The 15417-nt window shown below is 36.4% G+C and carries 15 protein-coding genes; 11 read left to right on the top strand and 4 right to left on the bottom strand.

The genetic code is table 11. The annotated features are described in order from the left end of the window. The first annotated feature begins 36 nt into the window (after nt 1–36). A complete protein-coding gene (locus ACTYBU_RS09220; protein WP_445489280.1) occupies nt 37–1011 on the top strand; it encodes a FecCD family ABC transporter permease in 975 nt (324 codons plus the stop codon). 9 nt (nt 1012–1020) lie between these two features. Next, nucleotides 1021–2031: a FecCD family ABC transporter permease gene (locus ACTYBU_RS09215; protein WP_445489091.1), complete on the top strand. Its 1011-nt coding sequence runs from the start codon at nt 1021–1023 to the stop codon at nt 2029–2031. A gap of 86 nt (nt 2032–2117) precedes the next feature. Here ACTYBU_RS09215 and ACTYBU_RS09210 read toward each other — a convergent pair whose 3' ends face one another. After that, nucleotides 2118–2954, bottom strand: a complete 837-nt coding sequence (locus ACTYBU_RS09210) for a hypothetical protein (RefSeq protein ID WP_445489089.1) — start codon at nt 2952–2954, stop codon at nt 2118–2120. 814 nt (nt 2955–3768) lie between these two features. Between ACTYBU_RS09210 and ACTYBU_RS09205 the strand changes: the two genes are divergently transcribed. From ACTYBU_RS09205 to ACTYBU_RS09185, 5 genes are all read left to right on the top strand, one after another. Next, complete coding sequence (locus ACTYBU_RS09205) at nt 3769–4941, top strand: ABC transporter substrate-binding protein (RefSeq protein WP_445489087.1); 1173 nt, start codon at nt 3769–3771, stop codon at nt 4939–4941. A gap of 237 nt (nt 4942–5178) precedes the next feature. Beyond that, nucleotides 5179–6054 carry a branched-chain amino acid ABC transporter permease gene (locus ACTYBU_RS09200; RefSeq protein ID WP_445489085.1) on the top strand — a complete coding sequence of 292 codons (876 nt, stop codon included), beginning with the start codon at nt 5179–5181 and terminating at the stop codon, nt 6052–6054. 12 nt (nt 6055–6066) lie between these two features. Next, complete coding sequence (locus ACTYBU_RS09195) at nt 6067–7008, top strand: branched-chain amino acid ABC transporter permease (protein WP_445489083.1); 942 nt, start codon at nt 6067–6069, stop codon at nt 7006–7008. Further along, nucleotides 6995–7777, top strand: coding sequence for an ABC transporter ATP-binding protein (locus ACTYBU_RS09190; RefSeq protein WP_445489081.1), 783 nt, complete (start codon nt 6995–6997; stop codon nt 7775–7777). The genes ACTYBU_RS09195 and ACTYBU_RS09190 overlap by 14 nt, the downstream gene beginning before the upstream one ends. Further along, nucleotides 7778–8485 (top strand): ABC transporter ATP-binding protein, encoded by a 708-nt coding sequence (locus ACTYBU_RS09185; RefSeq protein ID WP_445489079.1) that lies wholly within the window; start codon nt 7778–7780, stop codon nt 8483–8485. Nucleotides 8486–8541: 56 nt separating this feature from the next. Here the strand turns inward: ACTYBU_RS09185 and ACTYBU_RS09180 are convergent, their stop codons facing one another. Next, entirely contained in the window at nt 8542–9753 is a 1212-nt protein-coding gene (locus ACTYBU_RS09180) for an NAD(P)/FAD-dependent oxidoreductase (RefSeq protein ID WP_445489077.1), read from the bottom strand. 148 nt (nt 9754–9901) lie between these two features. Here ACTYBU_RS09180 and ACTYBU_RS09175 point away from each other — a divergent pair, with 148 nt between their 5' ends. From ACTYBU_RS09175 to ACTYBU_RS09160, 4 genes are all read left to right on the top strand, one after another. Then, the gene (locus tag ACTYBU_RS09175; protein WP_445489076.1) at nt 9902–10120 is read left to right on the top strand and encodes a hypothetical protein; all 219 of its coding nucleotides are present in this window, start codon (nt 9902–9904) and stop codon (nt 10118–10120) included. Nucleotides 10121–10133: 13 nt separating this feature from the next. Continuing rightward, on the top strand, nt 10134–10445 hold the full coding sequence (locus ACTYBU_RS09170; protein ID WP_445489074.1) for a spore coat protein: 312 nt from the start codon (nt 10134–10136) through the stop codon (nt 10443–10445). 178 nt (nt 10446–10623) lie between these two features. Next, entirely contained in the window at nt 10624–10947 is a 324-nt protein-coding gene (locus tag ACTYBU_RS09165; RefSeq protein ID WP_445489072.1) for an MGMT family protein, read from the top strand. 39 nt (nt 10948–10986) lie between these two features. Next, nucleotides 10987–12282: a Zn-dependent hydrolase gene (locus ACTYBU_RS09160; protein ID WP_445489070.1), complete on the top strand. Its 1296-nt coding sequence runs from the start codon at nt 10987–10989 to the stop codon at nt 12280–12282. Between the two features lie 66 nt (nt 12283–12348). Here the strand turns inward: ACTYBU_RS09160 and ACTYBU_RS09155 are convergent, their stop codons facing one another. After that, nucleotides 12349–13296, bottom strand: a complete 948-nt coding sequence (locus ACTYBU_RS09155; RefSeq protein WP_445489068.1) for an L-lactate dehydrogenase — start codon at nt 13294–13296, stop codon at nt 12349–12351. A 276-nt stretch (nt 13297–13572) separates the two neighbouring features. Beyond that, nucleotides 13573–15189, bottom strand: coding sequence for a lactate permease LctP family transporter (locus tag ACTYBU_RS09150; RefSeq protein WP_445489067.1), 1617 nt, complete (start codon nt 15187–15189; stop codon nt 13573–13575). Nucleotides 15190–15417: the final 228 nt, after the last annotated feature.

Below are 15417 nucleotides of genomic sequence, written 5' to 3'. Positions count from 1 at the left end.
TTGATACAGACAATAAGCCATAAGACGAAACGCAAAATGTTTACTCGTTATCTATTATTGCTTTTCCTTCTTCTCATTGGCATAGGCATCAGTGTTTTTATTGGTACCACTTCCATTCAAGTACCTACTCTATTAAAGCAGTGGCTGAATGATGAAAAATCGAAAGAATTGCTTGTTGTTGAAACAATTCGTTTGCCTAGGGCAATACTCGGTCTCTTCATTGGAGCTAATTTAGCTGTTGCAGGTGCCTTAATGCAGGCAATTACAAGGAACCCTCTTGCGTCTCCTCAAGTATTTGGAATAAATGCAGGTGCTTCTTTTGTTGTAGTATTTTCGCTTATTTTTCTTCCGAAAATCAATGCTTCAAACCTTGTTTATTTTGCCTTTTTAGGAGCAATAGTAGGAGGGATTATTGTTTATTCATTTGCTTCGTCAAAGGAAATGACAAATATAAAATTAGCATTAGTTGGAATGGCAGTACACTTATTATTATCTTCTCTCACTCAAGGACTTCTTATCTTTAATGACCAAGTATCTAATGTTCTTTATTGGCTGGCAGGAGCGATAAGCGGCGCAACTTGGGATGATGTAAAAATAGTTCTGCCATGGTCTATAGCAGGGATTGTTTCGGCCTTGCTACTGGCGAGGTCATTAAATATTTTTCGCTTAGGAGAAGTTACTGCAATTGGTTTAGGATTAAAAATAATGAAAATTAGAATAATTGCTTCCATAATAGTCATTATGCTGGCAGGGGCATCTGTTGCTGTTGCTGGATCCATTGGTTTTATTGGATTGATGATTCCCCATATAGCAAGGAAGATTGCAGGTGAAGATTACCGGAATGTGATTCCTGTTTCAGCGTTTTGCGGGGCGATATTATTAACTTACGCTGATATACTATCTCGTTTTATTGCCTTCCCTTACGAATCTCCAGTTGGAATTATAACTGCTATTATCGGTGCACCTTTTTTTCTTTATCTTGCTAGAAGGAAGATGAAAAATGGAGTGTGATATATATTGATGAATCAAACTAATAAACAACAAGCCGCCATTCCTTTTATCGTACGTATTTTCATTTTGCTGCTGCTGCTTGTTTTGGTATGTTATCTTATGCTGGGAGTAGGAAGCATATATATTAATCCTATTAAAACAGGACTTTATATTGCAGGAAAAAATCCGGGTGTGGCTTTTATTATGGAAAATTATCGTTTTCCTAGAATAATAATTGCTGTCTTGGCAGGGAGTGGATTTGCTGTTGCAGGAGTTATTTTGCAAAGTGTGATTAGAAACCCTCTTGCTTCACCAGATGTTGTGGGAATAACAAAAGGGGCAGGCTTATCTGCTGTAATTATTATTCTATTTGTTCCAGGGGTCACTTCTTCTGTCCTTCCTATTTTTTCTTTTATTGGAGCGGTTGTTATAAGCATTCTTTTGCTGCTCTTATGTAATAGAATAGGTGCAGAGTCAAGCACTATAGCATTGGTTGGAATTGCACTTGGCGCGATATGCCAGGCGATAACAGAATATTTTCTTGTAAAATATCCGCTGCAGGCGAACGATTCACTTGTTTGGCTTGCGGGCAGCATATGGGGGAAAAGCTGGGAAGAAGTTTATGGGCTGCTCCCTTGGATTCTTTGCCTTCTGCCCGTTGCTTTTTTAATGCATAAACAATTAGACATCTTAAGTTTTGATGAAGCTGTTTCAACCGGATTAGGGTTAAAGGTCAACCAATCTAGATATCTTTTATTAATCTTATCAGTGGCATTGGCTGGAGCTTGTGTTGCTACAATCGGCTCTATGGGATTTATTGGTCTAATTGCACCGCATATTGCAAAAAGGATTTTTGGATCAAGTCATCTTTACATTATTCCGGGAGCTGCACTTATTGGCGCTGCCCTGCTGGTATTGGCTGATGGGATAGGAAGGGGATTGAATCCTCCTGTAGAAATTCCAGCAGGGATCATAACTGCTATTATCGGTGTACCGTACTTTTTATTTTTAATTCGACAAAGCAACAAACGGAACAGGTAAATAAAGAAGAAACAAGTCCAAAAAAGAACCAAGTTTTGAACCTGGTTCTTTTTTGTGATGATATTTTAAAATAATATATTTAGGTTTTAATTCACCGAAATGGCTATCATTAAGGCATTGTTTGGAACCTCTTCGGTTTCTAACTGGTAAAGAGTATTTCCATCTTGCCAATAGATGCCAACCTCTACATCTTCTCCGCCCTGTTTGTAATTAACTTTTACCCTGCCTTCGTCATGGGGAATAGGCAAGGTATGTGTTTCTAAATATTCCACCATTTTCTTCGCAATACCCACTTGATCTAGTTTATCCTCAGAAAGGGATTCAATTTGTAAAATCCATCTTCCTTCCCGCCAGGCTAAATAGTGGTGACCCGCTGCGCCTTCTATTGAACCTTTAATGTGATGCCCTAGGTCAACAGCCATTTCATTCGGTATTTTATCGACATTTGCAGTTGGAGTGAAGATATCATTCTGACTATCTGAAATTTTATTTTTTGATGTAAACGCTGCTAGAAAAGAAGCGTCTTTATCTGACTCAAGAGAGCTGTCATTTATTGCCGTTTTTTCAGCTGTTTCATAAAAGCTAACTTTATAAGCATCTGGAGAATTTTCTTCTATTTTAGCACCTAAATAAGTGCCTTTGGATAGTGGAAAATCATAAGGGAGGATTGCCCCATCCATTTTAAGTTGATTCTTTACAGAAGAAATGGTTTCTTTTGGTGTGGATGGTTTGTTTTTTTGAGCAGTATTCATATTGTTTACAGCACCATCTTCGCTTGTAGCTGCGTCCTTTTCCTCATTCGTTTGCTCTGTATTGGATTGACTGCTTTTGTTGCCATCACTATTTTTTTGACTCGTATTGTTTTGACAGCCTGTTATGAAAATAGCACAGGCTAATAGGGTGGAAAATATGATATTTTTCATGGTTCCACAACCTCCTAAAGAGTAATTATTATACTTTATACCCTCTTTTAATAAAAAAACAGAAAATTTTTATGGGTAAAAAGAAATAGTTTCTATCAGAAATGAACGGAATGATGTTATTAATAGTAACAATTAGGAAAACTTTTAAAAAAACAAGCAAAATAAAAGTTATATTAATCCTATAAAAACCTACAATTTATATCAAATAAAATGACTTATGAAATATGCATATATAATAAGGAAGAAACTAGATTTTTTAAAAATTTATTTAATATATTATATATAAAAACAAACGAAAATCTACAAAAAAGGTTTTATGTTTAAATTGAAAGAAATTCTAACAATAGTTATCCTTTTCTTCCCTTATAGAAGAATTTTTATAAAAAAATATCCTTTATCTAACGTTATATGTAACAAAAAGCAACCTATTAGTGCTTTTTTTATGGTATTGATAATTAGAATTGAAAGAGTTATGATAAGTTTCACATAAAATTCATAATTCCAAAAATCGGAGAAATTTAGTTTTTTTGGATAGCTTTTAAAAGCTTGCATTTTTGATTAAATATCTAATAAACGCTGTATTTCTGCACGAAAAAAGGTGTAGAGCAGGAATGTCTTTGGCTTGAACATATTATATTATTTTATCTTAATAATTTTCAGATTAGTTTAATTAGTAAAAAATTGGACTAGACAAACACAAAAATTTTGATTTAAAATAGCAAATGTGTTTTTACAAAGCTATTAGGTTTATTCTGAATGCATCTTATTTTCAGAATACTTAAAAAGATAAACAGAAAAAGAAGGGGAACGGAACATGAAAAAACAATTAAAGGTTTTATTAATGGCTTCTACATTGGCAGCCGGAATTTTATCTGGTTGTAGTGCTGGAGGAACAAACAAGTCATCTGAGGATGAAATTAAGCTTGGAGTAAACTTAGAATTATCTGGCCCGGTTGCTTCTTATGGACAATCATTAGAAAACGGGATTGATCTTGCAATAGATGAAATCAATGCAGATGGCGGCATTGACGGCAAAAAAATCAAACCAATTAAGGTTGATAATAAATCGGATCTTACAGAGGCTACTAATGGAGCACTTAAATTAATTACACAGGATAAAGTATCAGCAATTATTGGTGCTGCAACAAGTGGTGATACCGTTGCGCAAGCGCAAATTGCAAATGATAATAAAACCGTTTTATTAACGCCTTCAGGAACGGCACCGAATGTAACTGTAAACAAAAATGGATCTGTTAATGATTATGTTTTCCGTACATGTTTTATTGATCCTTTCCAAGGTATTGTTGCTGCAAATTTTGCAAAAAAAGAATTAAAAATCAAAAATGCCGCAATTTTTGCTGATAGTGCAAGTGACTATGCAAAAGGATTGGCCGCTTCGTTTAAAGAAACATTTGAAGCAAATGGCGGAAAGATTGTTTCTGAAGAAGCATATGTAGCAAAAGATACGGATTTTACTTCCACTTTAACTCGCATTAAAGGGAAAAAACCAGATTTTATCTTTATTCCTGGATACTATGAAGAAGTAGGATTAATTGTGAAACAAGCTCGTGACTTAGGCATTACAGCACCACTAATGGGTGGAGACGGCTGGGCTTCACCAAAATTGGTTGATCTTGCTGGGAAAGATGCATTAAATAACACGTTTATTACAAATCACTATTCTACAGTAGACCCAGATCCAAAAATTCAGAAGTTTATTAGTGCTTTTAAAGAAAAAAATAATGATAAAGAACCGGATGCATTTAATGCATTAGGCTATGACGCTGTTTATTTATTAAAAGATGCCATCCAAAGAGCTGGCAGCACGGACTCAGAAAAAGTGAAAAATGCTTTGGCTGAAACAAAGGACTTATCTTTAATTACTGGTGTTGTATCAATCGATAAAAACCATAATCCAGTTAAATCAGCCACTGTTTTAGAATATAAAGATGGAAAACAAGTCTTTAAATCAAAAGTTAATCCATAAAAACAAAAAGTGGAACGTATTGGGGGGAGTGTATCCTCCCTATTTTCCATTTCTCTTGAAAAAGGAAGCTTCTTCCTTTGGTGGTAGATAGGTGACAGCTGGCTTGTGCTGGTAATTCTCGCCATGTTTATAACTAGCAGAAAAAAATGGATGGATGTTCTTAAGTAGTAAAGGTGATAGATTACGAGAAGTATGAGCTTTTAATATAGATTTAGCTAAAAAGGAGTGATGAATAATATGGAATGGATACAGCAGCTTGTAAACGGTATATCTTTAGGAAGTATTTATGCCTTAATAGCACTAGGGTATACAATGGTTTATGGCATCATAAAACTAATTAACTTCGCTCATGGCGATGTATTTATGGTTGGTGCATTTATTGGATTTTTTGCTATAACGGGATGGGGACTAGGATTTTTTCCTGCCTTACTAATAGCAATGGCAGCGTCAGCGATTTTTGGCGTTTTGATAGAGCGTATAGCATATAAAAGACTTCGGAATGCAACCAGAATTGCGGCACTTATTACTGCGATTGGCGTTTCGCTGCTAATCGAATATGGGGTTATATATTTCCGTGGAGCACAATTGGAAACTTACCCAAGCGTATTGCCGACAACAAAGTTTAATGTTTTTGGCGCACAAATCAGCAGTAAATCATTATTAATTTTAGGCGTTTCTGTATTATTAATGATTATTCTTCAATTTATTGTTCATAAAACAAAAACAGGGAAAGCAATGAGAGCTGTTTCACAGGATATGGATGCAGCACGATTAATGGGGATCAATGTGGATCGTACGATTTCAGCAACCTTTGCGATTGGTTCTGCTTTAGCAGGAGCTGCAGGGGTGATTTTTGGTGCTTATTATACAAAAATTGAACCGTTGATGGGTGTTATACCTGGATTAAAAGCATTTGTTGCAGCAGTTTTAGGCGGTATTGGAATCATTCCTGGAGCGATGGTAGGCGGACTTTTATTAGGAGTAGTAGAAACCGTTGTCAGTGCATTAGGCTACTCCTTATGGAGAGACGCTGCCGCATTCATCATTTTAATCTTAATTCTGATTTTTAGACCAGCTGGTATATTCGGCAAAAATACAAAAGAGAAAGTGTAGGTGAAGAATAAAATGAAAAAGTCAAAAAGTTTTTGGGTAATTTTATTCCTCTCTGCACTATTATACGGTGTTATCCAAGTTTTCATGAATACAGGAATAATAGACCCACTCTATAGTAATATGATTATTTTAATGGCTATTAATATTATGCTGGCTGTAAGTCTTCACTTAGTTATTGGAATAACCGGTCAATTTTCGATTGGACATGCAGGTTTCTTAGCTGTTGGAGCATATGTATCTGCTATCGCAACCATGAAACTTTCACTGCCGTTTCCAGTAGCTATTCTAGCAGGGGGAATTGTTGCAGCGTTGGCAGGACTATTAGTTGGTATTCCAACATTGCGCTTGCGCGGAGATTATTTAGCTATTGCCACATTAGGTTTTGCTGAAATCATAAGGATTTTCTTTTTAAATATTGATTATGTTGGCGGAGCAGCAGGTATGCAGGTATCTCGTCTAACAACATGGACTTCTACCTTTATCTGTTTATATATTACCATTTTGGTTATCGTTAACTTTACTAATTCCCGTCATGGTCGTGCAGCCATTTCCATCAGAGAAAATGAAATAGCTGCAGATGCAATGGGAATCAATACAACGTATTATAAAGTGGCTGCTTTTGCAATGGGATCGTTTTTTGCTGGAATTGCAGGAGCGTTGCAGGCGCATAACTTTTATATTATTCAACCGACCAATTTCGGATTCTTAAAATCCTTTGATATTCTTATTTATGTTGTGTTGGGTGGATTAGGCAGTATTTCAGGCTCGATTATTGCGGCAATCTTTTTAACTATAATATCTACCTTCCTGCAAGACTATCCAGAAACGAGAATGATCATTTATAGTTTAGTATTGGTAATAGTTATGTTATATCGTCCTAAAGGGTTGATGGGAACAATAGAAATTACCGATTTATTTAAACGGAAAGGAGGTAGTTCGAATGGCAAAGAATAATCCATTGCTTCACGTAAAAGGAGCCGGTATTCAATTTGGCGGATTAAAAGCAGTTTCCGAAATAAATATGGAGCTTCATGCAGGAGAGTTAATTGGATTAATTGGTCCAAATGGTGCCGGAAAAACGACTACCTTCAATTTGCTAACAGGTGTATATGCGCCGACTGAAGGAGATATTTATTTTGAAGGAAAGCGTCTAAATGGATTAAAGCCATTCCAAGTTACACGTAGAGGCATAAGCCGGACGTTCCAAAATATTCGACTATTTAATGAGTTGTCTGTATTGGATAATGTAAAAGTTGCTTATCATTCATTGGCAAAACATTCCATTATAAGCAGTATTCTTCGTCTTCCATCCCATTTTGCTGGGGAAAAAGAGATGGAAGAAAAATCACTTGAGTTTTTAAAGATTTTTCAATTAGATAAATATAAGGATGAGAAAGCGAAAAACCTTCCATATGGTCAGCAGCGCCGCCTTGAAATCGCCAGAGCATTGGCAGCAGGACCGAAGCTGCTTTTATTGGATGAGCCTGCAGCAGGGATGAATCCACAAGAAACACACGAATTAATGGAGTTAATTGCTTTTATTCGCAAACAGTTTAATTTAACGATTCTGTTGATTGAACATGATATGCCTTTAGTTATGGGTATATGTGAACGGATTTATGTATTGGATCATGGACAGTTAATAGCGGAGGGAACACCTGAAGTGATCCGTAATCATCCAAAGGTAATTGAAGCATATTTAGGAGAGGAGGTTGCGGAGTAAATGTTAAAAGTAGAGGATATTAATGTATACTATGGCAATATCCAAGCATTGAAAGGGGTAACATTGGAAGTAAAGGAAGGCGAGATTGTAACCCTAATCGGAGCAAATGGCGCCGGAAAAAGCACGCTTTTAAAAACGTTATCGGGTTTATTAAAGCCAAAGTCTGGTACGATTCATTATTTAGGAAAATCCATTGCCGGGAAGGCTGCTCAGTCGATTGTAAAAGCCGGAATTTCCCATGTACCAGAAGGACGCAGGGTATTTGCTAATATGACGGTAGAGGAAAACCTGGAATTAGGAGCCTATTTACGAAAAGACACTGCAGCAATCCGCCAAGATTTAAATCGTGTCTATGAAATATTTCCTAGGCTGTTAGAACGTAAAAAACAGGCTTCAGGAACTCTTTCTGGAGGGGAGCAGCAGATGCTTGCGATGGGCCGGGCAATCATGGCACGACCTAAGCTGTTGTTATTGGATGAGCCTTCGATGGGACTTGCTCCATTGTTTGTAAAAACAATCTTTCAAGTTATTGAAGAGATTAATAAAAATGGCACTACGGTTTTATTGGTAGAGCAAAATGCTAATATGGCGTTATCCATTGCTGATAGAGCGTATGTAATCGAAACAGGCCGAGTTGTTTTATCCGGAACAGCGAAAGAGCTTCAAGCAAGTGAAGAGTTAAAGCTAGCTTATTTAGGGGGACATTAATAGATAAAGGGTTTACCTAAAAGTTGATTTTTTGACATTTTGGGTAAACCCTTTTCTTATCTAATATTTCGCTTATTGCTGTAAATGGAAAGTGCCGGGTGGGATCCTTTTGTAATAACATCACGCAAAATTTTTGCGAGAACCATACTGTAAACAAGTCCATTATCTCCATATGCCATCAGGAAATAGCAGTTTGGAAATTCATCGTATTCACCGATAATTGGAAGGCCATCATGTGTTCCGCCATAAAATGCCCCTAAATAATACTCTGGATAAATATCTAATTCTGGAAATAGTTTCTGACATTCCTTTATCAGTTTGTCTTTGCGGTGGATTATTTTCGAATCCCTATCTTGCGGATAGATTGTATCATCATCTAGCCCCCCAATAATAATCCGATTATCCACAGTTGTTCTCATATAAATATAGGGGCGTGCTGTTTCCCATATCAGTGTGCGGTTATGCCAAAAGGAAGAATCCTCAAGCTCATTCGTAACGACAGCATAGGAACTGAGCAATATGCTGTTTTTTTCTTTATAAAATTCTAGATTTTCATATCCAGCTGCAAAGATAACTTGTTTTGCTTGTATTGAAAATCCATTTTCTGTATAAAATATACATTTGTCATTTGTTAATTTTTTTCCGTTTATTCTTGTATTTTCAAAAACCCTCACACCATTTTTAACCGCTTTATCTATAAGAGCATGATTAAATTTAAATGGATTGATTTCGCCGTCATTGTTTATATAAAGAGCCATATATTTTTCGAAACCGTATTTTTGTTTTATTTCTTTCTCTCGTAAAAGGTCTGCTTGAAATTGATGTTTATTTAAATAATAGAATTCTTTTCGCAGCTTATCTGCATCTTCCTTATAGCTTGTATAATACAAGCTGTCTCTGCGAATAAAATCGGAGGCTATGTCTAAACTGTTTGCTGTTTTTTCGATGTCATCAATGGCAGCTTCACATAGTTTAGTGTGTAAGATGGCTGTTTCTTCACCAAAGCTGTTAACGAGTTCAAACAGCATTTTATCTCCTAAATACTGAATTAGAGCTGTATTGGTTAACGTGCTTCCTTCCCCCACCCTTCGTTTATCGACTACCACTATATTTAGCCCGGTTTCACTTAAATAATGGGCACATTGTGCACCAGAGTTTCCTGCACCGATAATTAATACATCGCAGGTGATATCCTCTGTTAGTGGTGGATAGGAGGGGGGATCGCTGTAGGTTGTAGGCCAATAAAATTTTCCTGTTTGCAGTTTCATAAAAAAATCCACCAGCTTTCTATTTCTTCTTGCTAAAGTATTTCCTACTTTGTTCCTTCTTACTACAATGGGCCTCCTTTTACCAAAATTTATATTTGATGGACGAGAATCTTTTTGAACAAACTAAAATGAAAAAGGAGGGGATAAAATGGTTCAACCATTAACTGGAAAAGAGCTTGAATATATGGCAGACTGTATGTCCAATGAGGATTTATTGATTAAACAGGCAATTGTCGCCCTTACCCATGTTCAAAACCCAGCAGTCCAACAATTATTTACACAAGCAGCGAAACAGCATCAACAGCATTATCAGCAGCTTTTGACAGCGGTGCAGCAGCATGCTTCCATCGCACCTAATATACAATAAGGGAGAAAAAAATATGAATATGCAAACACCTACTATAGGAGAACAAGATATTGTCTACTCTTTTTTAGCGGATTTAAAACGCTCAGCAAGAGAATATACAACAGCTGTAACTGAATCGAACAGCCCAGAAGTGCGTCAAGTATTTGAACACCTTCTGCAAAATACGTTGAAATTACAAGCTCAAACATATGAGTTAATGTCTCAGCAAGGCTGGTACAACACTTCATCTCCCGTATTAAGCGCAGAGATTAATAAACAAATCAATACGTATACTCAAACGCAGACACAAACAAATCAAATGCTCCAGCAAAATGTAGGCATCTAAACAATTTTATATTTCTTTACAGCAAGGGTCCTTATATTAAAATAATAAATGTAAGGATCCTTGCTGTTTTTTTATTCATTGAAAATAATAACAACAACTGGCTAAAATCTTTGACAATCATTATGAAACGGAGTTATTTTATAGGAAAGAAAATTTCAATAAGTCAGGAAAAAAGAAGATGAAACCATTTACTACGAATGTGATTAATATTATTCAGTCCATCCCTGCTGGAAAGGTAATGACATACGGCCAAATTGCCAAAATCGCAGGAAGCAGCCGAGGTGCAAGACAAGTTGTCCGAATTTTGCATACAATGAGCAATAAATATGAGCTGCCGTGGCAAAGAGTCGTTAATGCAAGTGGAAAAATATCTCTACAAAATGAAGAGGCAAAAATGCTGCAAAAGCAATTATTAGAAGAGGAAGGAATTGTTTTTGAAAAAAACGAACAGATTTCATTAAAAACATACATATATGATCCAGTTGAATGGATGGAAGAATGACAAGCACGAAGTGATCTTAATTAAATGGAGGGGAAAAAATTGCAAAATGTATTTTCGAAAAATAGATTATTAAAAAATATCAGCAAGTGCAGCCAGTTTGCAGGAATACATCCAGAAGAACTAGCGGAAAAGTTAGCAGCATTAGCGGAAATAGGAAAAACCGATAAAGGCGGAGTCACACGTTTTCCCTTTACAGTTGAAGAGAAAAAGGCGAAGCATCTGTTTATAGAATGGATGAAAGAAATAGGACTTCAAGTAAGGGAAGACACAGTTGGCAATATATTTGGACGATTAAAAGGAAGTGAACCTAATTTGCCTGTTGTTTTAACAGGCTCTCATTTAGACAGTGTACCGAATGGAGGAGTATTTGATGGTCCTCTAGGCTGTTTAAGCAGTTTATTTGCGATAAAATCCATTTTAGACAGCGGTCAAAAAATAAAAAGATCAATAGAGCTTGTTGTTTTTGTGGATGAAGAAGGCTCACGCTTTAAAAATGGAATCTTTGGGAGCCGTGTAATGATGGGAGAAGTAGAGGGCCGTGAACTAACTAATTTTAAGGATGAAAATGGAGAAATATTGTATGATGTCATGAAAAACAGTGGATATAATCCTGAACGTTTAGCAGAAGCACACCGCCCCAAAAATGATATTTATGCATTTTTAGAGCTGCATATTGAGCAAGGAAAAAAATTAGAATCGGAACAGAAAAATATTGGGATAGTAAGCGGCATAGCAGGACCGGCGGTGATTTCCCTTACTTTTTTTGGACAAACTGACCATGCAGGAAATACCCCAATGGAATTTCGAAAAGATACCGTAACAGCAGCAGCAGCTTTTATTTTAGAAGTAGAAAAGGCACCAAGGAAATTTAGTCAGACAGCCGTTGCGACGGTTGGGAAAATGAATATTTATCCAAACGGTACAAATGTGGTGGCAGGAAAAACGGAAATAGTTTTGGATGCAAGAGATGTAAATGAACAAGCAAGAGAAGAAATGATTGTTTATTTAAAGGATACAGCTAAGGAAATAGCGGAAAGCAGGGGGCTTTCCGTTGAAATTCAGGAAGGGCTTAAAATACCTCCCGTAATCATTTCAGATAAAATAAAAACTATTATCAGCACTGCTGCAGAAATAAGCGGATTAACAACGATGACTCTTCCAAGTGGAGCGGCTCATGATGCCATGACACTTGGGAAATATGTACCATCTGGCATGATTTTTGTGCCTAGTTTAAATGGGAAAAGTCATTCACCGGAAGAGTGGACAAGTTTGCCTGATTGTGTGAATGGTGTGCAAGTATTAAAAGAATCAATTGTTGCATTGGCAAATGAATAAAAGATAGAAAAAAACGAACCTGCATTAGGTTCGTTTTTTGTATGAAAACGTACTTCTCTGCTTTTCTTACAGTACTGGAGCCATTGTTTCTTTTAAAACTTTTACAGAGTGATCAAATTTTGCTTGTTCTTCTTTGTTTAGATCAATTTGTACGACTTCACGGAGTCCTTCACGATTAATAACAGCTGGAACACCGATATAAACATCTTTATGACCATACTGTCCTTCTAGGTAAGCAGATACTGGTAAAATAGAATTTTCATTATTTAAAATTGCTTTTGTGATACGAACAAGGGACATCCCAATTCCGTAATAAGTTGCACCTTTTCTTTCAATTATATGGTAAGCAGCGTCACGGACATTAACAAAGATTTCATCTAAGTCTTCTTGTTTGAATGCTGGATTTTTGCTTAATAAAGTTTCGATGCTTTCTAAGCCTACAGTAGAACGGCTCCATACTGGCAATTCTGTGTCTCCATGCTCACCGATGATAGCTGCATGCACATTTCTAGTATCTACTTTAAAGTATTCACCAAGCATATAACGGAATCTTGCGCTGTCTAATGTTGTTCCAGAACCGATAACTTTTTCTTTTGGCAAGCCAGATTCTTTCCATGTTACATAGGTTAAGATATCAACTGGGTTAGTAGCAATTAAGAAAATTCCGTTAAAGCCGCTGTCCATAACGCTTTTTATGATTTGTTTAAAAATTGCCGTATTTTTGGCAACCAAATCTAAACGAGTTTCACCTGGTTTTTGTGGTAATCCTGCAGTAATTACTACTAAGTCAGCAAGACCGCAATCTTCATATTTACCATTCCAAACTTTTACTGGAGCCGGAGCGAATGGCATCCCGTGATTTAGATCCATTGCTTCTCCTTCTGCTCTTTTCTCATTTACGTCGATTAGGACTAATTCTTCGGCTACTCCTTGGTTAATGAAAGAGTAGGCGAAGCTGCAGCCAACTGCCCCTGTACCTATTAATACAACACGATTAATATCTTGTTTTTTCATAATAAATCTCTCCTTATTTTTAAAGAATAATTAAGTATAAAATTTTCAACTTAGATGAGTGTCTAGCTCCAGCGCCTATCGCCTATCGTACTTCAGGTCTTCTCCCTACAATAAGTCAAGCACGAACTCGCTAACGCTCTTCGTGTTTCCTTTATCTCAGTCGAAGCCCTTCCGAAGTACAGGATGTTCAAGTGCCGGTGTTGCCACAGGACGTGGCGTATTTAACCGGCCAGTCCGTACGGCGATGAACAAGGCACTACCGCTTTTATATATATATTAAAATAATATCCAACTGACTAAACCAATAACGACTAGTAAACATAAGCTGTATTTAATGGTTATTTTAAATAATTCACTTTCTTTACCTGCTAATCCAACTGCAGCTGCCGCAACAGCAATAGATTGAGGAGAAATCATTTTAGCCATTGTACCGCCCATTACATTGACAGCAACCATTGTTTCAGGTGCTACACCAATTTGAGCAGCTGTAACAGATTGAAGTGGAGCGAATAAAGAACCGCTATTAACAACAGAACCTGTTAAGAATACACCTAACCAACCTAACACTGGTGAGAATAATGGGAATATAGCACCAGTGGAAGCAAATGCCAAGCCTAGTGTTGATGACATGCCTGAGTAAGTACAAATATAGGCAAATGCAAGAACACTGCAAATTGTTAACACAGGTGTTAATAATTCTTTTGCTGTTTCCTTGGCTGTGTCCACTAATAACATTTTACTACAACGGAATAGTAAACTTGCAACAATTACTGTAATAACAATGGCCGTTGTAGTAGATGAGAATAAATCTAATTTAAATACAGCAGCATATGGTGTCGCTTCTGGAACAATTGGTGATAGCTTAATAACATTATTATTTAAAAACGGGATTGGAAGAAGTAATACAAGTTTTTCCAACGGTCCGCCTACGATAAATAAGTTTTTGACAAAAGATAAGTTGAATAAAGTGACAATAATAGTTAAAAAGATAAATGGCAGCCATGCAAATGCAATGGTTCCAAGCGAATATTTATTGGTGCTTTCTACCACTTTTTCTTTATTAATTCGGAATATTTCTTTCGGTTTCCATACTTGCAAGAAAAGAGCAAGTGCAATTAAACTTACAATCGCTGCGAAAATATCGGCTAACTCAGCTCCAAGAAAATAGAGTACGGTTGCCTGAGTACCAGCAAAGGATACTCCACATACTAAAACAGCTGGAAATGTTTGTCTAATCCCTTTGAATCCATCAATAATAAAAATTAATAGAAATGCGATGATGATGCTGATGAAAGGAATGATAAGAGCAGTATATCTGCCGACAACTAGTCCATCTAAGCCTGTTAGAAGAGCTGGAACCGTTACAGGAATTCCCATTGCTCCATATGCTCCACCTGCGATATTTGCAATTAAGCAAAGGCTTGCTGCGTAGATTGGACTGAATCCAAGGCCAACTAAAATGGCTGCGGTTATTGCAACAGGTGCTCCAAATCCTGCCGCACCCTCTAAGAATGCTCCAAATGAAAATGCTACAATCAGAACTTGTAAACGCTGGTCTGCTGTTATAAATGAAATACTATTTTCTATGATAGCAAATTTTCCAGTTTTTACAGTTATTTTATAAAGAAAAATAGCGGCAAATACAATGGATGCGACTGGCCATATACCAGCTAATGCACCATATACAGCTGACATTAAAACGAATATAAAAGGCATTTTGTAAATAAATACGGCAACGATTCCTGCCACAATAATACTATATAAACCTGCAAGATACCCTTTAACTTTAAATACAGTCAGCATTACGATAAAGAAAATAATCGGGATAGCTGCTACAAGTGCTGAGATCCATAAATTATTTAACGGATCGTATATTTGATTCCAAACTGACATTTGAACGTCATCTCCTTCGAATAATCAATTATTACTTTGATAATGTTATTATAATACCTAGATTGTGAAATGCATCACATTTTTTGTGTCTGTTTTGTGAATTGATCAAATAAAACGCTTTCTTAAATTATTCGTGTTCAAATTTTTGTAACAATTATGAGAAGTAATGAAAAGAGACTAAAGCATCAATGTTAGTTTCTTCAAAGTTTACTTGGTTATACAAGCTTT

Source organism: Niallia sp. 03133, from assembly GCF_052663225.1.
This window is presented reverse-complemented; position numbering and strand designations above follow the sequence as displayed.